The organism is Streptomyces sp. NPDC090994, assembly GCF_044768905.1.
In the GTDB taxonomy this organism is placed as follows: domain Bacteria; phylum Actinomycetota; class Actinomycetes; order Streptomycetales; family Streptomycetaceae; genus Streptomyces.
This window is the reverse complement of record NZ_JBIVWS010000006.1, coordinates 379,538-398,891: the sequence shown is the minus strand read 5'-3', so window position 1 is coordinate 398,891 and position 19,354 is coordinate 379,538. Positions and strand designations below refer to the sequence as shown.

General features: G+C 73.3%; 17 protein-coding genes and 1 pseudogene. 12 read left to right on the top strand and 6 right to left on the bottom strand.

Annotation, left to right across the window (positions count from 1 at the left end; translation table 11 throughout):
• The first annotated feature begins 97 nt into the window (after window positions 1-97).
• Together ACIQR3_RS16850 and ACIQR3_RS16845 are read left to right on the top strand one after the other, a co-directional pair.
• Window positions 98-661 (top strand): hypothetical protein, encoded by a 564-nt coding sequence (locus ACIQR3_RS16850; RefSeq protein ID WP_403539192.1) that lies wholly within the window; start codon window positions 98-100, stop codon window positions 659-661.
• Window positions 662-824: 163 nt separating this feature from the next.
• Window positions 825-1,595 (top strand): polysaccharide deacetylase family protein, encoded by a 771-nt coding sequence (locus tag ACIQR3_RS16845; RefSeq protein WP_403539189.1) that lies wholly within the window; start codon window positions 825-827, stop codon window positions 1,593-1,595.
• 28 nt (window positions 1,596-1,623) lie between these two features.
• On the opposite strand, the gene ACIQR3_RS16840 is transcribed toward ACIQR3_RS16845, so the two are convergent.
• From ACIQR3_RS16840 to kdpF, 4 genes are read right to left on the bottom strand one after another with little or no spacing between them, the layout of a single operon-like run.
• The gene (locus tag ACIQR3_RS16840) at window positions 1,624-2,292 is read right to left on the bottom strand and encodes a potassium-transporting ATPase subunit C (protein ID WP_403539187.1); all 669 of its coding nucleotides are present in this window, start codon (window positions 2,290-2,292) and stop codon (window positions 1,624-1,626) included.
• A 5-nt stretch (window positions 2,293-2,297) separates the two neighbouring features.
• Window positions 2,298-4,424 carry a potassium-transporting ATPase subunit KdpB gene (gene kdpB, locus ACIQR3_RS16835; RefSeq protein WP_403539184.1) on the bottom strand — a complete coding sequence of 709 codons (2,127 nt, stop codon included), beginning with the start codon at window positions 4,422-4,424 and terminating at the stop codon, window positions 2,298-2,300.
• A complete protein-coding gene (kdpA, locus tag ACIQR3_RS16830) occupies window positions 4,421-6,085 on the bottom strand; it encodes a potassium-transporting ATPase subunit KdpA (protein ID WP_403539181.1) in 1,665 nt (554 codons plus the stop codon). The genes kdpB and kdpA overlap by 4 nt, the downstream gene beginning before the upstream one ends.
• A gap of 9 nt (window positions 6,086-6,094) precedes the next feature.
• Window positions 6,095-6,184 (bottom strand): K(+)-transporting ATPase subunit F, encoded by a 90-nt coding sequence (kdpF, locus tag ACIQR3_RS16825; RefSeq protein WP_403539178.1) that lies wholly within the window; start codon window positions 6,182-6,184, stop codon window positions 6,095-6,097.
• Between the two features lie 500 nt (window positions 6,185-6,684).
• Between kdpF and ACIQR3_RS16820 the strand changes: the two genes are divergently transcribed.
• From ACIQR3_RS16820 to ACIQR3_RS16790, 7 genes are all read left to right on the top strand, one after another.
• Window positions 6,685-8,427: an endo-1,4-beta-xylanase gene (locus ACIQR3_RS16820; protein ID WP_403539176.1), complete on the top strand. Its 1,743-nt coding sequence runs from the start codon at window positions 6,685-6,687 to the stop codon at window positions 8,425-8,427.
• Between the two features lie 360 nt (window positions 8,428-8,787).
• A complete protein-coding gene (locus ACIQR3_RS16815) occupies window positions 8,788-9,726 on the top strand; it encodes an alpha/beta fold hydrolase (RefSeq protein ID WP_403539173.1) in 939 nt (312 codons plus the stop codon).
• Window positions 9,727-9,755: 29 nt separating this feature from the next.
• Window positions 9,756-10,589: a lysostaphin resistance A-like protein gene (locus tag ACIQR3_RS16810; protein WP_403539170.1), complete on the top strand. Its 834-nt coding sequence runs from the start codon at window positions 9,756-9,758 to the stop codon at window positions 10,587-10,589.
• Window positions 10,586-11,773 (top strand): sensor histidine kinase, encoded by a 1,188-nt coding sequence (locus ACIQR3_RS16805; RefSeq protein ID WP_403539168.1) that lies wholly within the window; start codon window positions 10,586-10,588, stop codon window positions 11,771-11,773. Before ACIQR3_RS16810 ends, ACIQR3_RS16805 begins: the two co-directional genes overlap by 4 nt.
• The gene (locus tag ACIQR3_RS16800) at window positions 11,770-12,456 is read left to right on the top strand and encodes a response regulator (RefSeq protein WP_403539167.1); all 687 of its coding nucleotides are present in this window, start codon (window positions 11,770-11,772) and stop codon (window positions 12,454-12,456) included. Before ACIQR3_RS16805 ends, ACIQR3_RS16800 begins: the two co-directional genes overlap by 4 nt.
• Window positions 12,457-12,523: 67 nt before the next feature.
• Window positions 12,524-13,945: a sensor histidine kinase gene (locus tag ACIQR3_RS16795; RefSeq protein ID WP_403539165.1), complete on the top strand. Its 1,422-nt coding sequence runs from the start codon at window positions 12,524-12,526 to the stop codon at window positions 13,943-13,945.
• The gene (locus tag ACIQR3_RS16790; RefSeq protein ID WP_403539163.1) at window positions 13,942-14,634 is read left to right on the top strand and encodes a response regulator; all 693 of its coding nucleotides are present in this window, start codon (window positions 13,942-13,944) and stop codon (window positions 14,632-14,634) included. Before ACIQR3_RS16795 ends, ACIQR3_RS16790 begins: the two co-directional genes overlap by 4 nt.
• Before the next feature lie 129 nt (window positions 14,635-14,763).
• Here the strand turns inward: ACIQR3_RS16790 and ACIQR3_RS16785 are convergent.
• Window positions 14,764-15,393, bottom strand: a pseudogene (locus ACIQR3_RS16785) (phosphatase PAP2 family protein); the annotation flags it as partial.
• Window positions 15,394-15,540: 147 nt separating this feature from the next.
• Complete coding sequence (locus ACIQR3_RS16780) at window positions 15,541-16,860, bottom strand: LCP family protein (protein ID WP_403539161.1); 1,320 nt, start codon at window positions 16,858-16,860, stop codon at window positions 15,541-15,543.
• Between the two features lie 223 nt (window positions 16,861-17,083).
• On the opposite strand from ACIQR3_RS16780, the gene ACIQR3_RS16775 reads away from it, so the two are divergent.
• The 3 genes from ACIQR3_RS16775 (at window position 17,084) to ACIQR3_RS16765 (ending at window position 19,347) form a co-directional block, all read left to right on the top strand.
• The gene (locus tag ACIQR3_RS16775) at window positions 17,084-17,350 is read left to right on the top strand and encodes a GlsB/YeaQ/YmgE family stress response membrane protein (RefSeq protein ID WP_403539159.1); all 267 of its coding nucleotides are present in this window, start codon (window positions 17,084-17,086) and stop codon (window positions 17,348-17,350) included.
• Between the two features lie 81 nt (window positions 17,351-17,431).
• Entirely contained in the window at window positions 17,432-18,007 is a 576-nt protein-coding gene (locus ACIQR3_RS16770; protein WP_403539156.1) for a TerD family protein, read from the top strand.
• 113 nt (window positions 18,008-18,120) lie between these two features.
• Entirely contained in the window at window positions 18,121-19,347 is a 1,227-nt protein-coding gene (locus ACIQR3_RS16765; protein ID WP_403539154.1) for an acyltransferase family protein, read from the top strand.
• The last annotated feature ends 7 nt before the right edge of the window (window positions 19,348-19,354 follow it).

Genomic DNA, 19,354 nt, shown 5'->3' with positions numbered 1-19,354 from the left:
GGCACGGCTGACCCCGTACACGCGACGGCCGGCCCCGTACACGCGACGGCCGACCCCGTACGCCCCGTGGCCGGCGCTGTACGCGCGCTCGCGGCAGGTGCCCGCGTCGCTCGCCGTGGTGGTGACCGGTGCGGTGGCGGTGGGGGCACTGGCCCGGGGCGGGGCCGGGGAGCAGGGTGATCCCCGGCTTCCCGCGCTGGTCCTCGCCCTGGGGGTGATGGCCGCGTCGGTCGGGCTGAGCGGGCAGGACCTCGCGCTGGACCGCACGGCCGCGGTCCGCTGGGCGCCCCGCAGGGCGGCGCACGTGCTGCTGGCCGGCGCGGTGGTCGCCGCGGTCGTCGGCGTGATGGCCGCCGCCGTGCTGCCGGACGTGCGGACGGCGGGCGGGGAACAGGCCACCGCCGCGTTCGTCGTCCGGGACGCCGCCGGCCTGATGGGCCTGGCCGCCCTGGGCGCGGCGCTCGCGGGCGGACGGTACGCGTGGACACTGCCGTTCGCCTGGCTCTCGTTCGCGTTCTTCGCCCCGCCCGCCACGAGCACGCCGACGCGGGTGGCGACCTGGCTGCTGCTGCCGCCCGGCACACCCGCGGGCACCTGGACGGCCCTGGCCCTCGCGGTCACCGGCACCGCGGCCTACGCCGTCGCGGGCCCGCGGCGGTGACGTCCGGCGCCGCTGCCCCGCTGTCCGTGTCCGCGATCTCCCCCGGAACTGTCCGTGATCCGTAACGGACGCATCCCCGCGCCGCCTTCCCTCGTCCTGTCAGGTGATCACGGAACGACCGGCGATCGACGGGCACGGGGAACCACGGGAGAGCGGGGCGGGCATGGCACGGCACAACGGCGGGCGGCGCTGGTACGGCAAGGTGTTCGGGGCGGCGCTCGGGGTGACGCTGCTCGCCGCCGGCGCCTCGGTGTGGACCGCGCAGGCCGGTTCCGCGGGCGGCGCCTCCCCGAAGGCGACCGCGTCGGCCACGCCGGCCGGCGTCGAGCCGGTCTCGGTGACCATCGCGCACGCCTCGGACGCGGGGGCGCGCGGCGTCAACATCACCATCGACGACGGCCCGGACCCGGTGTGGACCCCCCAGGTCCTCGACGTCCTGCGGGAGTACGGGGTGAAGGCCACGTTCTGCATGGTGGGCACGCAGGCCGAGGCCCACCCGGACCTCGTGAAGCAGGTCGTCGCGGAAGGGCACCGGCTGTGCGACCACACCGTGTCGCACGACACCGCCATGGACCAGAAGACCCCGGCCTACCGGGCCAAGGAGATCCTCGACGCCGAACGCATGATCACCAAGGCGTCCGGGGGCGTACGGCCGCTGTACTACCGCGCCCCCGGCGGTGCCTTCACCCCCGACAGCCGCAAGCTCGCCGCCTCCCGGGGCATGCGCCCGCTGGGCTGGAACGTCGACACCAAGGACTGGGAACTGCCGGGCGCGGACGCCATCGTCGCCACCGTCGAGCAGCAGCTCTCCAACGGGCCGACGCTCCTCTTCCACGACGCCGGCGGCGACCGCGCCCAGACCGTGGAGGCCCTGCGCCGCGTCCTGCCCTGGCTCAAGGAGCAGGGGTACTCGTTCGGCTTCCCGGTGCGCTGAGCCGCGTCCCGGGGGCCTGGGTCCGGCTTCAGTGCCCGGCCGCGAGTTCCTTGAGCGCGACGTTGAGTTCGAGCACGTTCACCCGGGGCTCGCCGAGGAAGCCGAGAGTGCGGCCCTCGGTGTGCGCGGCGACCAGCTCCCGGACCCGGGCGGCGGACAGCCCGTTGCGCTCGGCGACCCGGTGGACTTGCAGCTCCGCGTACTCCGGGGAGATGTGCGGGTCCAGGCCGGAGCCGGAGGAGGTGACCGCGTCGGCGGGCACGTCGGCGGGGTCGACGGTGTAGCCGGGTACGGAATTGTCCTCGACGACGGCGGCCCGGGCGGCCCTGACCCACGCGACCAGTTCGGCGTTGTCGGCGGAGCGGTTGGTGGCGCCGGAGAGGATCAGCTCGTACTGGGTGTTGACGCTGTTGGTGCCCAGTCCGTTGGCCGGCCGGCCCTGGAACCACTGGAGGTCGGGTTCCGGAGTCTCCTGACCGTCCTTCAGCGGCAGGTTGTACGCCTGCCCGATCAGGGACGAGCCGACGACCCGGCCGCCCGACTCGGTCTCGGAGCCGTTCGCCCGGCCGGGGAACAGGCCCTGGGCGATGCCGGTGACGGCCAGCGGATAGACGATGCCGGTGACCACGGTCAGCACGAGGAGGGCGCGCAGGCCCGCCCCGAGCAGCCGGGCGGTGGCGGTGACGGAGGTGTTCATGGCGTTCAGCCGATCCCGGGGATGAGCGAGACGAGCAGGTCGATGAGCTTGATGCCGACGAACGGGGCGATCAGCCCGCCCAGCCCGTAGACGGCGAGGTTGCGGCGGAGCAGCTGGTCGGCGCCGGCCGGCCGGTAGCGCACCCCCTTGAGGGCGAGCGGCACCAGCACGACGATGATCAGCGCGTTGAAGATCACCGCCGACAGGATCGCGGAGTCCGGCGAGGACAGGCCCATGATGTTGAGCTTGTCCAGGCCCGGGTAGACGGCCGCGAACAGCGCCGGGATGATCGCGAAGTACTTGGCGACGTCGTTGGCGATGGAGAACGTGGTCAGCGCGCCCCGGGTGATCAGCAGCTGCTTGCCGATCTCGACGATCTCGATCAGCTTGGTCGGGTCGGAGTCGAGGTCGACCATGTTGCCGGCCTCCTTGGCGGCCGACGTACCGGTGTTCATGGCCACGCCGACGTCGGCCTGGGCGAGGGCCGGGGCGTCGTTGGTGCCGTCGCCGGTCATCGCGACCAGCTTGCCGCCGGCCTGCTCCCGTTTGATCAGGGCCATCTTGTCCTCGGGGGTGGCCTCGGCGAGGAAGTCGTCGACGCCCGCCTCGTCGGCGATGGCCTTGGCGGTCAGGGGGTTGTCCCCCGTGATCATCACCGTCCGGATGCCCATGCGGCGCAGTTCGGCGAACCGTTCGCGCATGCCGTCCTTGACGACGTCCTTGAGGTGGACGACGCCCAGCACGCGGGCGCCGTCAGCGTCCTCGACCGCGACGAGCAGCGGGGTGCCGCCCGCCTCGGAGATCCGGGCGACGGTCGCCTCCGCGTCCTCGGCCACCGTGCCGCCGCGCTCCTGGACCCAGGCGATGACCGAACCGGCCGCGCCCTTGCGGACCTTGCGGCCGTCCACGTCGACGCCGGACATCCGGGTCTGCGCGGTGAACTCGATCCACTCGGCGCCGGCCAGCTCCCCCTGGTGGCGTTCGCGCAGCCCGTACTTCTCCTTGGCGAGGACGACGACCGACCGGCCCTCGGGCGTCTCGTCGGCCAGCGAGGAGAGCTGGGCGGCGTCCGCCACCTCGGCCTGTGTCGTCCCGCGCACGGGCACGAACTCGGCGGCCTGCCGGTTGCCGAGGGTGATCGTGCCGGTCTTGTCCAGCAGCAGCGTGGAGACGTCTCCGGCGGCCTCGACCGCCCGCCCCGACATGGCGAGCACGTTGCGCTGCACCAGCCGGTCCATGCCCGCGATGCCGATCGCGGAGAGCAGGGCGCCGATGGTGGTCGGGATCAGGCAGACCAGCAGCGCGACCAGCACGACCATCGTCAGCCGGGTGCCGGCGTGGTCCGCGAAGGACGGGAGCGTGGCGCAGGCCAGCAGGAAGACGACGGTCAGCGAGGCCAGCAGGATGTTCAGGGCGATCTCGTTGGGCGTCTTCTGCCGGGCCGCGCCCTCCACCAGGCCGATCATCCGGTCGATGAAGGTCTCGCCGGGCCGGGTGGTGATCCGCACGACGATGCGGTCGGAGAGCACCCTCGTACCGCCGGTGACGGCGGACCGGTCGCCGCCGGACTCGCGGATGACGGGCGCCGACTCACCGGTGATCGCCGACTCGTCGACGGACGCGACGCCCTCGACGACGTCGCCGTCCCCGGGTATGACGTCCCCGGCCTCGCAGACGACCAGGTCACCGACGGTGAGGTCGGTGCCGGGGACCGTGCTGCCGTCGACCCGCCGGGCCACCGTGTCCGTCTTGGCCCGGCGCAGGGTGTCGGCCTGCGCCTTGCCGCGGCCCTCGGCGACCGCCTCCGCCAGGTTGGCGAAGAGCACGGTCAGCCAGAGCCAGGCGCTGATGGTCCAGCCGAACCAGTCGCCGGGGTCGGTGAAGGAGAACGCCGTGGTCAGCACGGACCCGACCAGGACCACGAACATGACCGGCGACTTCACCATCGCCCGCGGGTCGAGTTTGCGGAAGGCGTCCGGCAGCGAGGTGACCAGTTGCCTCGGATCGAAGAGGCCCGCGCCCGCACGGCCGGTCCCCTCGGACGTACGGCCGCCGGGGGCGTCGCGGTGCGGCGCCCGGGCCGGGGTGGTGGTGGACATCGAGTCCTCGTGCTCCTGCGTGTCGGTGGTCATGCCGCCAGCCCCTCGGCGAGCGGGCCCAGCGCCAGCGCCGGGAAGTAGGTCAGACCGGTGATGATCAGGACGGCGCCCACCAGCAACCCCGTGAACAGGGGCTTCTCGGTGCGCAGGGTGCCCGCGGTGGCCGGCACCGGCCGCTGCCCGGCCAGTGAGCCGGCGAGCGCCAGGACGAACACCATCGGCAGGAAGCGGCCCAGCAGCATGGCGAGGCCCAGGGTGGTGTTGAACCACTGGGTGTCGGCGTTCAGCCCGGCGAAGGCCGAGCCGTTGTTGTTGGCCGCGGAGGTGTAGGCGTACAGGATCTCGGAGAAGCCGTGCGCCCCGCTGTTGGTCATCGAGTCGCCCGGGGTGGGCAGGGCGACCGCCAGCGCGGTGCCGACCAGGACCAGCGCGGGGGTGACGAGGAGGTAGCAGGCGGCGTACTTGATCTCCCGGGTGCCGATCTTCCGGCCCAGGTACTCCGGCGTGCGCCCGACCATGAGCCCCGCGATGAACACCGCGATGACCGCCATGACCAGCATGCCGTACAGCCCGGAGCCGACGCCGCCGGGGGCGATCTCGCCCAGCATCATGCCGAGCAGGGTGATGCCGCCGCCGAGGCCGGTGAACGACGAGTGGAAGGAGTCCACGGCGCCGGTGGAGGTCAGGGTGGTGGACACCGCGAACAGCGACGAGCCGCCGATGCCGAAGCGCAGCTCCTTGCCCTCCATCGCCCCGCCCGCGAGCTCCAGCGCCGGGCCGTGGTGGGTGAACTCGGTCCACATCATCAGGGCGACGAAGCCGGCCCAGATGGTGCCCATGGCCGCGAGGATCGCGTACCCCTGCCGCACCGAGCCGGCCATGACGCCGAAGGTCCGGGTCAGGGCGACCGGGATCAGCAGGATCAGGAAGATCTCGAAGAGGTTGGTGAAGGGGGTGGGGTTCTCGTAGGGGTGGGCGCTGTTGGCGTTGAAGTAGCCGCCGCCGTTGGTGCCCAGCTCCTTGATGGCCTCCTGCGAGGCGACCGCGCCGCCGTTCCACTGCTGCGTGCCGCCGGTGAACTGGCCGACCTCGTGGATGCCGGCGAAGTTCTGGATGACGCCGCACGCCACCAGCACCACCGCGGCCACGGCCGCGAGCGGCACCAGGACGCGGACCACGCCGCGCACCAGGTCGGCCCAGAAGTTGCCCAGCTCACCGGTACCGGAGCGGACGAAGCCGCGTACGAGGGCCACGGCGACGGCCATGCCGACGGCCGCCGAGACGAAGTTCTGCACGGCCAGACCGGCGGTCTGCACCACGTGGCCCATGGCCTGTTCGCCGTAGTACGACTGCCAGTTGGTGTTGGTCACGAAGGAGACGGCGGTGTTGAACGCCTGGTCCGGGTCGACGGACGCGAACCCCAGCGAGCCGGACAGCACGCCCTGGAGCCGCTGGAGCAGGTAGAGGAAGAGGACACCGGCCAGGGAGAAGGCGAGGACACCGCGCAGATACGCGGGCCAGCGCATCCGCGTGTCCGGGTCGGCACCGATGCCGCGGTAGATCCACTTCTCGACCCGCAGGTGCTTGGGCGAGGAGTAGACCCGGGCCATGTGGTTGCCGAGGGGTATGTGGGCGAGCGCCAGCGCGGCGACGAGCGCGAGCGACTGGAGCACGCCGGCGAGGACGGGGCTCATGGGGCGCTCTCAGAACCTCTCCGGGTGGATCAGGGCGAGGACGAGGTAACCGAGCAGGGAGACGGCCACGATCAGGCCGACGACGTTCTCGACGGTCACAGCTTCGTCACCCCCTTGGCGACGAGAGCCACGAGCGCGAACACCGCGATCGTGGTGACGACGAAGGCCACGTCGGCCATCGCGAGCTCCTAATGAGGTGCGGAGAAGAATCTGCCACGTCGAGGAAAGCCCCTCTGTGGCCGGATTCGTACCGTCGTTGATGGCTCCCTTACGGCGGCGCGGGGACCTTTGACGCTTCCCTGACGTCGCTCACCGCCGCGTCTCCTGCGGCTGCGTCCCGTCTCCCCGGCCGACCGAGCAGCCGACTGCCGACTACCGACTACCGACTGTCGGCTGTCGGCTGTCGGCTGTCGACTACCGACTGGAACGGACGCGCCCCGCCCGCGCTACCGGACCGCCGGCATCTCGGGCCGGAACGGCGACGGGGCCCGCTCCGCCGCACGAGCTGGGACGTGCCAGGCCGCCGTACCGCTGTGTGATGAACTGTGGCCCGGTTCCGGGATGTCGATCTCGTCTCGGACAAGACAGTGGGAGTGACCGTGGGCCTTGGTGGGGGGACGTGGCAGCGGCTGACCGCCGTGGTGCTCGTCCTGGCGGTGGCGGCCGGGTGTACGGGGCGGGGCGAAGGCGCGGGCGGCGGAAGCGACGAAGACCTGCTGCGGAACCACGACTGGACGCAGATGCCGGGCACCACCGCGCGGAACGGCATCCTGCGGGTCAGCGCACTGGACCGGCGCATCGTGGAGCAGGACTCCTCCGGCGGCCGGCCCAACCCCCCGCTGAACCTGGCCGGCCCGCACCTCAGGTCCGACGGCGACTTCACCGTCACCGCGCGCATGTCCGGTGTGGGTGACGATGCCGGTGACTCGTGGCTGCGGCTGTACGGACGGGTACCGGTCATCTACGACGAGTGGCGCCAGGAGCGGCCCTCGCTCCGCGTCGGCGTGACCGCCGACGGACGCGTGAGGGTACAGATATGGGACGGCGAGGGGGATGAGCCGGCCACCTCCAAGGATTTCGACTGCGGCTGCTCCGGGACGGTGACGCTCGCCGTGTCGAGCATCGGTGACACCTTCCACGTGAAAGCCGACGGGCGGCGGCTGGGAACCGTGCGGGACCCGGGAGTGTTCGCCGAGGGCACTGTCTGGTTCGGCCTGGAGGCGGACGCGGGCGAGGACGAGCACCGCGAGGGATGGCGTCTGACGCAGCTGATCGCGCGGGCGGAGAGCGGCGACCCGCTCCGCGTGATCAAGGCGCCGCGGCTACGCCAGGAGCAGTCCGACGACTCGCTGCGCGCGCGGGCCGCAGACGTGGGGCGGCCGTTCGACGTCGGCACCGCTCTGGCCGAGAACCCGCTGCTCACCGACGCACGCTACCGGGCGCTCGCGGGGAGCCAGTTCTCCATGCTCACTCCGGAGAACGCGTTCAAGCCACAGTTCCTGCACCCGCGCCGGGACGTCTACGACTTCCGCGACGCGGACCTGCTCGTACGCTTCGCCCGCGCGAACGACATGAAGGTGCACGCGCACACCCTCGTCTGGCACGAGGCTCTGCCCGACTGGATGCGGGAGAACGACGACCCCGAAGAGGTGCGCCGGACCATGCTCCGGCACATCGCCATGGTCGCCGGACACTTCAAGGGAAAGGTCGCGGAATGGGATGTGGTCAACGAGCCCATGTCCGACGACGAGAAGAGCTACACCAACGGGGATCTCGGTCTGCGCTCCGAGCAGAGCCCGTGGTTCGAGGCCCTGGGCGAGGAGTACATCGACGAGGCGTTCAGGGCCGCCCACCGGGCCGATCCGCAGGCACGGCTGTTCCTCAACGAGTACGGCGTCGAGGAGGAGGGCGAGCGGTGGGACGCCCTTTACGCTCTGGTCGAGCGGCTCAAGGAACGCGGCGTACCGATCGACGGCGTGGGGTTCCAGAACCATGAGTACGCGCCCGGCGACCGCATCGACCCGGAGACCTTCCGCAGCCATGTGCGGGATCTGGCGGAGCTGGGGGTTCAGGCGCGGGTGTCGGAGATGGACGTCCCCATAGGTGAGGACGAGGAGGACGGGCGGCAGACCCAGGCTGACGAGATGGCGGGCAAGCTGCGGGTCTGCCTGGAGGAGCCGAACTGCACGTCGTTCTCCACATGGGGATTCACCGACCGGTACGGTTCCACCGCCGACACCGAGATCTATCCTCCGCGCACGGCCGATTCCCTGCCGTGGGACGCGGACCTGCGGCCGAAGCCGGCGTACGAGCGCCTGCTGGAGACCTTCGACGGGGCGTGAGCAAGAAGCTCACGTCGCGCTGCCATCTCGGCAACAGGTGCGCGTCGCCGGGGTTCTGCGAACCAGCAGGACGGTGTTCCGTCATCGTGCTCCCCGCCCCGGACGGCGCACCGACCGTCCCCCTACCCCGCCGGAACCAGCCGGGGCACCCGTCAAATCCCCCCGAAGGGGCCCGAGTCGACGGCTCGGGCCCCTCCGTCGTACCCGCGTCCCCCCTGCCGTCCCCCACGTGAGCCACAGGCAAGTCCGCCCCACGGGGTGACGATCCCGGGCCGCCGTTTCCCTAGATTTCAGGTGTGGCCGCCGGAGACCGGAGAGGCCGCTTCCCCCCTCCTCCCTCGGTCCTTCTTGGAGTTCCTCATGCTGCGCACGATCAAGGCAACCGCGATGGCCGCGCTGTGCTGTGCCGTGGCCGGCACCGGGCTCGTCGCCTGCGAGGAGACGCCCACGGTGGACGGGAAGGCCATCGAGGAGAGCGTCGACGCGGCCGTGGGCGACGTCCTCGACGACGCCGACGCCGTCATCGGCGCCACCTTCACCGGAACCAAGAAGATCAAGGCCGGGGGCCGTTCCGTGAACCTCTCCTGTGCCGGCGCCCCGGCCGACGGCCGGCCGGTGATCGTGCTCCTGGCCGGCGCGGGCGACGGCCTGGACAAGATGGCGGACCTGCGGAAGACGCTCGGCGAGCGGGACCGGGTCTGCTCCTACGACCGCCTCGGCGAGGGCGCCAGCGACCAGCCGGCCGGCACCCAGCGGCAGGCCGACAGCGGGAAGGTCCTGACCGCCGTGCTGAACCACGTCGCCGGTGACGGGCCGGTCGTCCTGGCCGGTCACTCGCTGGGCGGACTGATCGCCGCCCGGTACGCCCCCGACCACCAGGACCGGGTCAAGGGGCTGGTCCTGATGGACGCCACGATCCCGGCCCTCGCCGCGGGCCTCGCGAAGGCCGTCCCCGACGCGGCCACCGGCCCGGCCGCCGAGCTGCGGGACCAGACCCTCGCGGCCAACCAGGGCCAGAACCCGGAACGGTTGGTCATGGAGGACGCGAAGGTCCGCTCCGCCGGGGACATTCCCGTAGCGGTCATCCAGCACGAGACGCAGTTCGCCGAGGTCCCCGAGTACGGGCCCGCGCTGGAGAAGATGTGGTCCGCGGGCCAGCAGCAGTGGCTCGCGCTCTCCTCCCGCAGCAAGCTGACCACCGCCGCCGGGAGCGGCCACTACATCTACACCGACCGCCCCGACCTCGCCGTCGAGGCCGTCCGCGACGTCACCGCCCAGGCCGCCGCCGACCAGCGCTGACCGCCCCCCACACCCCGAGGAGAGTTCTCATGAAGTTCGTCTGGCAGCTGCTGACCGTGGTGGTCGTCTCGATGGCCGGGGGCCAGGCCCTCATGGCCGTGGAGGACAACCCCTGGCTCCAACTGGCCGCCGGAGCGGTGACCGTCTCCCTCGGGCTGTACCTCTACGGGTGGGTGGTACGCCGCACCGAGCACCGCCCCTCCACCGAAGTGTCCCTGGACGGTGCCGCGCCCGCGTTCGGGCGGGGCCTGCTGATCGGGGCCGCGGTCTTCGGCGCCGTCATCGCGAACCTCTACACCGCCGGGTACTACGAGGTCGACGGCCTGGGGTCGCCGACCGGCGCGGTCGGACTGCTCGGCTTCATGGCCGGGGCCGCCGTGACGGAGGAACTGCTGTACCGCGGCGTGCTGTTCCGCTACGTCGAGAAGCTCACCGGCACCTGGCTCGCGCTGATCCTCACCGGCCTGCTGTTCGGCGCGTCGCACCTGCTCAACCCGAACGCCAGCGTGTGGGGCGCCGTCGCCATCGCCATCGAGGCCGGCGGCATGCTCACCGCCGCCTACATCGCCACCCGCCGGCTGTGGGTCCCCATCGGCCTGCACTTCGGCTGGAACTTCGTCGCGTCCGGCGTCTTCAGCACCGAGGTCTCCGGCAACGACACCCCGCAGGGCCTGCTCGACTCCGCCACCTCCGGCCCGGCCCTGCTCACCGGCGGCGACTTCGGCCCCGAAGGCAGCGTGTACTCGGTGGTGTTCGGCGTCATGGTCACCATCGTGTTCATGGCGCTGGCCCACCGCCGGGGCCACCTGATCCCCATGCGGCGTGCCGACCGCAAGGCCGCGACCGCTACGCTCGCCCGGTGAGCGCACTGCTGAACGCCGTACCGGCCCGGCTGCGACACGCGGCCGGGCGGTGGCGCGGTGTCGACGTCACCGCCTGGTACGTCGTGCTGGGCCCGCTGCTCCTGGTCACCTCGTTCATGCCGTCCCTGCACCACCACGGCACGCAGATCGGCGGGGTGGCGGACCGGCCCTTCGACGCGCTGGCGGTGCTGGCCGTCGCCCTGCAGTGTCTCCCGCTGACGGTGTGCCGGCGCTGGCCGGCCGCCTGCCTGGCCCTGGCGTCGGCGGGCTTCGCCCTCGACCAGCTGCGCGGCTACCACTCCGTGGCGGGCACCGCGTTCGCCTTCGCGCTGCTGGGCGCCGGGTCCCAGGTGGAACGGCACCGGCGGACCACCGCACTCGCCTGCACGGTGGCGTACGTGGCGCTGGCCGTCACCCTCGCCCACCTCGGGTCGGTCGACGCGGTCAGCGAGTACGCCCTGTTCTACGTGGTGACGGCCCTGGTGTGGGGCATGGGGTCGTGGCTGCGCTCCGCCCGGCACGCGGAGGCGGAACGCCGGCTGCGGGTCGTCGAGGAGACCCGTACCGCCGAACGCACCCGGATCGCCCGCGAGTTGCACGACGTGGTCACCCACCATGTGACGGCGATGGTCGTGCAGGCCGAGGCGGCCCGCTATCTGACCGCCGCGCCCGACCGCCTCGACCAGACCCTGACCGCCGTGTCGCAGACCGGCCGGCAGGCCATCAGCGACCTGCGGCACCTGCTCGACCTGCTCAACCCCGACCACGGCACCCGGTCGCCCGAGGACCGGACCCCGCACGTCGGTACCCTCGGCTCGCTGGTCGAACAGACCCGCCGGGCGGGCCAGCCGGTGGAGTTCACCGAGGAGGGCACCGCGCCGGAGTCGACCGGCAGCGCCCACCTGGTGGCCTACCGGGTGGTGCAGGAAGCCCTGACGAACGCCCTCAAGTACGCCCACGGCATCCGCACCTCGGTCGCGGTGCGCCACGGCGAGAAGGAGATCACCGTGGAGGTCAGCACGGAGGGGGCCGGCGACCGGTCGGCGTCCCCCGGCGGCAGCGGACGCGGCCTGGCCGGTCTGCGGGAGCGGGTCGATGTGCTGGGCGGCGAGTTCAGCGCGGGCGGCCGGCCGGGCGGCGGCTTCACGGTGCGGGCCCGCATCCCCTCCGGGAGCCCGTCGTGAGCACCCCCGCCGCCAAGGGGCCGGCGGCCCCGACGCGGGTCCTGGTCTGCGACGACCAGGTACTGATCCGCACCGGCCTGGTCACCATCATCGACGCCCAGCCCGACCTCTCGGTGGCCGGCGAGTGCGGCGACGGACAGGCCGCCGTCGACCTCGCCGGCCGGCTGCGCCCGGACGTCGTGGTGATGGACATCCGCATGCCGGGGATCGACGGCATCGAGGCCACCCGGCTGCTGGCCGGGGCCGGGGTGGAGCATCCCGTCAAGGTCCTGGTGGTGACGACGTTCAACCTGGACGAGTACGTCTACGAGGCGCTGCGCGCCGGCGCCAGCGGCTTCCTGCTGAAGGACGCGCCGCCCGACCGGCTGCTGCACGGCATCCGCACCGTCGCCACGGGCGCGGCCCTGCTGGACCCCGAGGTGACCCGGCGGCTGGTGGGCCGCTACGCCACCCGCATCCGCCCCGCCGAGGAGAGCGCGGACCCGGACGTCCCGCTGACGCCCCGCGAACTGGAGGTGCTGCGCCTGATCGCGGACGGCCTGTCCAACACCGAGATCGCCGCGGCGCTGCTGATCAGCCGGGAGACCGTCAAGACGTTCGTCTCCCGCATCCTCACCAAACTGGGCCTGCGCGACCGCGTCCAGGCCGTCGTGTACGCCTACCGGCACGGACTGGTGACCTGACCGCGGCCGGCCGGCCGGTACTTTCGGCAGTGTCCGGCGGCGGCCCGGCTGCCTAGGGTCACCTCCCGTGAGGGAACTGATCAGGTCGGGGACGCCGCTGCTCGTCGTGGCGGCGGCCACCGTGCCGCTGAGCACGGTGAGCCCGTGGTGGGCGGTGGCGACAGCGGTGCTGTCGGGCGTGGGCGGCGCGCGTCCGGGCACCGCCCGTGCGGCGGCCGGGGTGCTGGCGGGCGCGGTGGCCGCGGCCGTGGCGGCGGTGGGTGCCGTCCCGTCGTGGATCGTGCACGGCGACCGGTTCGTGGCCGTACTGGCCGGGGCGGGCGTACTGCCGTGGTGCGCGGGCCGGTTCCGGCGCCAGTACCGCGCGCTGGTGCGGGCCGGCTGGGAGCGGGCCGAGCACCTGGAGCGGGAGCAGCGGCTGATCGCCGACCAGGCCCGGCTGCGCGAACGCGCCCGGATCGCCCAGGACATGCACGACCTGCTCGGCCACGACCTCAGTCTCATCGCCCTGTCGGCGGGCGCGATGAAGCTGGCGCCCGGACTGCCCGACGAGCACCGGGAGGCCGCCGCCGGCATCCGGGCCCGGGCCGCCGCCGCGGTGGACCGCCTCGGCGAGGTGATCGGCGTGCTCCGCGAGGACGACGCGGTGCCGTCCGGCGCCCACGTGGCGGACCTGGTCGAGGGCGCCCGCACGGCCGGGCTGCCGGTCACGCTGACCGTCGAGGGCGAGCCGGGCGAGCTGCCCCCGGTCACCGAGCGCGCCGTGCACCGAGTGGTGCAGGAGTCCCTGACCAACGCCGCCCGGCACGCGCCCGGCGCGACGGTGACGGTGACCGTCGGCCACACGGCCGACGAGGTCCGGGTACGGGTGGCCAACGGACCGGCACCGGCACCGAGCGCCGGGGTCTCGCCGGGCGGCGGGCGGGGGCTGACCGGGCTGGACGAGCGGGTCCGGCTGGCCGGCGGCACGCTGACGTACGGCCCGGACGGCGGCGGCTTCGCGGTCGGCGCCCGGCTGCCCCGGGTCCCGGGTCCGCCTCCGCCGCGGTCCGGTCCGGAGCCGGCGGAGGGCCGATGGCGGAACCAGGCGCCGCCGGTGGAGCCGGTGGAGCCGGTGGCGCACCGGCGCGCACGGCGGCGGCTGCGGCGCGTCGCCTGGGCCGCCGTCCTGGTGCCGACGGCCGCCGTCCTGCTGCTCACCGCGGCGCTGCGCGGCTGGGACATGTACCTGGTCCGCGCGTCCGTCCTGACACCCGGCGCCTACGCCCGCCTACAGGTGGGCCAGGACCGCGACCGGCTCACCGGCCTGCTGCCGGACCACCAGACGCCCCACCGCCCGCCGGTACCCGACGGCGACCCGCTCCCGGCGGGCGCCCGGTGCGAGTATTACGCGATGACCGCGAACCCCTTCGCCGACGACTCGGGCGACGCCTACCGCCTCTGTTTCCACGCGGGCCGGCTGGTGCGCAAGCAGGTGCTGTCCCCGTGAGCCGGACGATCCGTGTCCTGGTCGCCGACGACGAGCCCATGGTCCGCGCCGGCGTCCGGGCCGTGCTGTCCACCGCATCCGGCGTCGAGGTCGTCGCCGAGGCCGGTGACGGCCACCAGGCGGTGGAGCTGACCCGGCGTCACCGCCCCGACGTGGCCGTCCTGGACATCCGTATGCCGGGCCTGGACGGGCTGGGCGCGGCGGCGGAGATCCGCCGGGCGGTCCCCGGCACCGGCGTCCTGATGCTAACGACGTTCGGCGAGGACGAGTACATCCTGCGCGCCCTCGGCGACGGCGCCGCCGGTTTCCTCGTCAAGTCCGGCGAGCCGGAGGAACTGATCGCCGGGGTGCGGGCCGTGGCGGACGGCGCCGCCTGCCTCTCGCCCAAGGTCGCGGCCCGGGTGATCGCCCACCTCGCCGACCGGGGCGCCGGTGCCGAGGCCGGACGGCGGGCCGCCGCCCGTCGCCGGGTCGAGGCCCTCACCCCCCGGGAGCGGGAGGTGCTGTCCTTCCTCGGCGCCGGGCTGACCAACGCCCAGATCGCCCGCCGGCTACGGCTGGTCGAGGGCACGGTCAAGGCGCACGTCAGCTCCGTCCTCGCCCGGCTGGCCGTGGACAACCGGGCGGCGGCGGCCGTGGTCGCCCACGAGGCCGGCCTCGTCCCGCCGTCGGGTACGGCCGCCGAGTAGCGCGGTCGCGGCACGGGCGCCGAGCGTCGCTGTCGCCGTACGGCTGCCGATCAGCGCGGTCGCCGTACGGCTGCCGAGCAGCGCGGTCGCGGCCCTGGCGGCGGGCGGTACGCCCACCAGCACCAGCGCCGTCGCCACCGCGGCCCCGAGCGCCGCGCCCGCCACCACGTCGTGCGGGTAGTGCACGCCCGCCGCCACCCGCGCCACCGCCACCGCCGCCGCGAGCGGCAGGGTGACGGCGGCCAGGCGGGGGCGGAGCACGGCCAGGCCGACGGCGAGCCCGGCGGCCAGCGTGGCGTGGTTGCTGGGGAAGGCCCAGTCGCCCGCCCCCGGGCACTCGGCGACCGGCTCGGCACCCGGTACGGCGCGGCAGGGCCGTTCCTCGTCCACCACCAGCTTCAGCGCCTCGCTGACCGCGTACGCCACCGTCGTACCGGCGACGGCCAGGACCGTCCCCGCCGCCGTACGGACGTCACGGGCGCGCAGCGCGGTCCGGCCCAGGTACGCGGCCAGCAGCCCGAGGACGAGCAGCAGACCGTCGCCGGCCCCGTCCGCCAGCGCGCCCGCCCAGGACGGCCCGCCGGCCACCGCGTCGTTCACCTCCCGGAACACCGAGGCCGAGACACCGCCGGTCACCCGTACCGGCCCCGCCTCACCGAGCCCGCCGGGGTACAGCAGGGCGACCACGCCACCGCCCACGACCAGCGCGGCCACCGCGCCGCCGGTCCGGAACTTCCTTGCAGGGGACTTCGCTTCCATGGGACCCGACGCTAGGAACGCCGGCCCGCCGGCACCCGGGCCGAAGGGCAGGCCCGGCCCCCGACGATCGTCAGGGTCGACACGGCCGACAGGGCGGACAGGGCGGACGGGGCGGACGGGACGGGCCCGGCAGGACCGGCAGGGTGGTCATCTGATGTCGTCGGGATCGAGGTCCGCCCCCACCACGAGCGTCACCACGCCGCCTGCCGATTCCGATTCCCCCTCCCCCTCCTCCTCGTCCTTCGCCCCGGGGAGACGGGAGGCCAGGGACGCCGCCTGGCGGGACAGGGACGCGGTGTGGGTGACCGTGGTGCGGTCGGTCGCCGGGGCGTTGCCCGTCCCGACGACGGCGTAACCGGCCTCGGTCAGCTTCTCGGCGACGGCGGCGGCCCGGCCGGTGACGCCGGTGCCGTTGAGGACCTGGACGCGGACGGCGGAGGCGTACACCGGGTCCTTCGCGTCCGCCGTCAGCCGCTCCTTGTCGACCTCCTCGTCCTCGGCCAGGGCGGTGAACAGGTCGGCGGCCTGCGGGTACTGCCAGACCACGTTCGCCTTGTCGGTGGCGACGTCGGCCTCGCGGGGGTAGTTGGGGACGGTGAGGAAGGTCAGCCGGTCGCCGGGGATGCCCTTCAGCTGGGAGGCGAGGCTGTAGAGGGGTTTGATGCCGGCCAGTTCCGCGTCCGTGGTGAGCGACCCGGTGGCGGACTCCAGGAAGCCGTACAGCGCGGTCGGGCTGGTCAGTTTCGCCTGCGCCTTCTCCACCAGGGCCCGCATGAACTCCTGCTGGCGGCCTATGCGTCCGGTGTCGGAGCCGTCCCCGATGCTGTAGCGGGCGCGTACGTAGCCGAGCGCCTCCTCGTCCTCGACGGTCTGGCAGCCGGCCGCCAGGTCCAGGTGGGCCTTCTCGTCGTGGATGGCCTCCTCGGGGCAGACCTCTATCCCGCCGAGCGCGTCGACCATGCCCTTGGACCCCTGGAAGTCGACGGACATGAAGTGGTCGATGCGCAGCCCGGTGTCGGCCTCGACCGTCTTGATGGTGCAGGCCGCCGCCACGGAGACGTCGCCGCCCGTGCCGCCGATCGCGAACGCCTCGTTGATCTTGAAGTGGTGGGGGGCGGAGGTGCCGCCGTCGCCCTTCTCGCAGGCGGGTATCCCCACCCAGGAGTCGCGGGGGAAGGACACGACCGTGGCCCACTCCCCACTGGCCGGCACGTGCAGCACCATCAGCGTGTCCGACTGCATGGTGGTCAGGCCCTTGCCGTACTTCGCGTTGTCGCCGTCCCGGCTGTCGGAGCCCACGACCAGGATGTTCCGCGACCCCGGGCTGAGGTTCTCGGGCCGCTCGCCGCCGAGCTTGCCGTCGAGGTCGGCGGCGTGGATGTTGCCGTCCAGGTCGTGGTAGACCCAGGCGCCGACACCCGCCACGGCCAGCAGGAGCACCGCGCACACCCCGGCGCTCCACGCCACGACCCTGCCCCGCCGCGTCAGCCCGCCCGGCTCGCGGCCTCGCCCCCGGGAGCCTTCCGGCGGACGGCCTTCCGGCCGACGGCCTTCCGGCGGAGTACGCCGCCGCTTTCCCCTGCTACCGCTCACTGAGGGTCGCTCCTCCACAGAATCTACAGACGTGTAGAAGTTAGGCTGTCCGGAGTCGCCCCCACAAGCGGGGGCAGCGATGAGGAGCGTGGGAGAGATGAGCATCGTCGCCTGGCTGGTACTGGGCCTCCTGGCCGGAGCGATCGCCAAGGTGATCCTCCCCGGACGCGACCCCGGCGGCTGCGTCGGCACGACGGTGACCGGCATCGCGGGCGCCTTCCTGGGCGGCTGGCTCTCGGCGGCGCTGCTCGACCGCCCGGTGCAGCGCGACTTCTTCGACGCCGCGACCTGGGGCTCGGCCATCGCCGGCGCCCTGGTCCTGCTGATCGGCTACCGCCTCCTGTTCGGCGACTCGCGGGACTGAATCCGCGTATTTCTACAGCCATGTAGTTTTGAGCGGGTAGCGACGGACAACCAACTGACACCGCACGAGAAGGAGTACGTCATGGGAGTTTCCCTGGCCAAGGGTGGCAACGTCTCGCTCAGCAAGGAGGCCCCCGGCCTGACCGCGGTCCTGGTCGGCCTCGGCTGGGACGTGCGCACGACGACCGGCACCGACTACGACCTCGACGCCTCCGCGCTGCTGCTGGACGCCTCCGGCAAGGTGCTCTCCGACCGCCACTTCGTCTTCTACAACAACCTCACCAGCCCCGACGGTTCGGTCGAGCACACCGGCGACAACCTCACCGGCGAGGGCGAGGGCGACGACGAGACGGTCAAGGTGAACCTGGCCGCCGTACCGGCCGACGTGGACCGGATCGTCTTCCCGGTCTCCATCCACGACGCCGAGAACCGCGGCCAGAGCTTCGGCCAGGTGCGCAACGCGTTCATCCGGATCGTCAACCAGGCCGGCGGCGCCGAGATCGCCCGCTACGACCTGAGCGAGGACGCCTCCACCGAGACCGCGATGGTCTTCGGCGAGCTGTACCGGCACGGCACGGAGTGGAAGTTCCGCGCCGTCGGCCAGGGGTACGCCTCGGGCCTGGCGGGCATCGCCGCCGACTTCGGCGTCAACGTCTGACGCGCCCCGCCCGGCACGGCCGTCCGGGACGCGGGAGGCATACGACCGCGCTTCCCGGGCAGGCGCCCCCGGTCACCGCTCGTGAAGCCGGCAGAGGGGAAGCGTCTCCGTCCATGGCCGAGACACCGGACTCGACGACCTCGCGCACGATCGACCCCGGCACGGGTGACGCCCCCGGCAGACCCGCCGCCCCGGCGGCCCGGCCCCACCAGGCCCACGGCCACCGGGGCTTCCCGTCGGCGCTCGCGCGGCCGGGCCGGATCGACGGACTGGACGGACTGCGCACCCTCGCCGTCGCGCTGGTCGTCGTGTACCACGTCGAGCCGGGCCTCATGCCCGGCGGCTCGGTCGCCGTCGACCTGTTCTTCACCATCAGCGGCTTCGTCATCACCCGGCTGCTGCTCGCCGAGTACGTCCGCAGCGGCCGGATCGCCCTGCTCGCCTTCTACCGGCGCCGCTGGGCCCGCCTGGTCCCCGCGCTGTGGACGGTGTGCGCGGTCTGCGCGGTCCTGGGCGCGGCCACCTCGCTGTGGGCCTTCGACGGCGCGTGGCAGGCGGCCGGCCTGGCTGCCGTCTTCGTCGTCAACCTCGTACGCGCCGGCGAATCCGGCCCCTACTCCGACCTCACCGCGCCCCTCGCCCACACCTGGTCGCTCGGCGTGGAGGAGCAGTTCTACCTCCTGTGGCCCCTGCTCCTGCTCGCCCTGCTGCACCGGCTCCGCCCCCGCACCGTCCTGCTGTGCGCGGCCGCCCTGTGCGCGCTGCCGGTCCTGTGGCGGTGCGCCCTGTGGGCCCCCGACGCCGCGCACCGCGTCTACAACGGCACCGACACCCGCGCCGACCAGCTCCTGGCCGGCGCCCTGGTCGCCGTACTCCTGGCCCGGCTGCGCGCCGACGACCCCCGCCTGGCGCGGCTGCGCGCCTGGGCGGCCCGGCTGGCCTGGCCCGCCCTCGGGCTGCTCCTCCTGGCGGCCTGGCGGATGCCGGTCACCCAGGACGCCGGCGTCTGGACGGCCGCCTGGTACACCGCCGGCCTCCTCGCCGTGGCGGCCGTCTCCGCCACCCTCGTCACCGACCTGGAGCTGCGCCGCGACGGCCGCCTCGCCCGCCTGCTGTCCCTGGCCCCGCTGTCCTGGACCGGCCGCAACCTCAGCTACGGCCTCTACCTCTGGCACTACCCGGTCGTCCGCTTCCTGGCCTCCCTCGGCATGACGGAGGGCCGCCTGGCGGCCACGGTCCTGCTCACCGGCGTACTGGCCCTGCTGTCCTACTACGTCATCGAGGCGCCGGTGCTGCGGTGGGCGGCGCGGCGGCGAGGTACCGCCGGTTCTCGTCGATGAGCCGGTC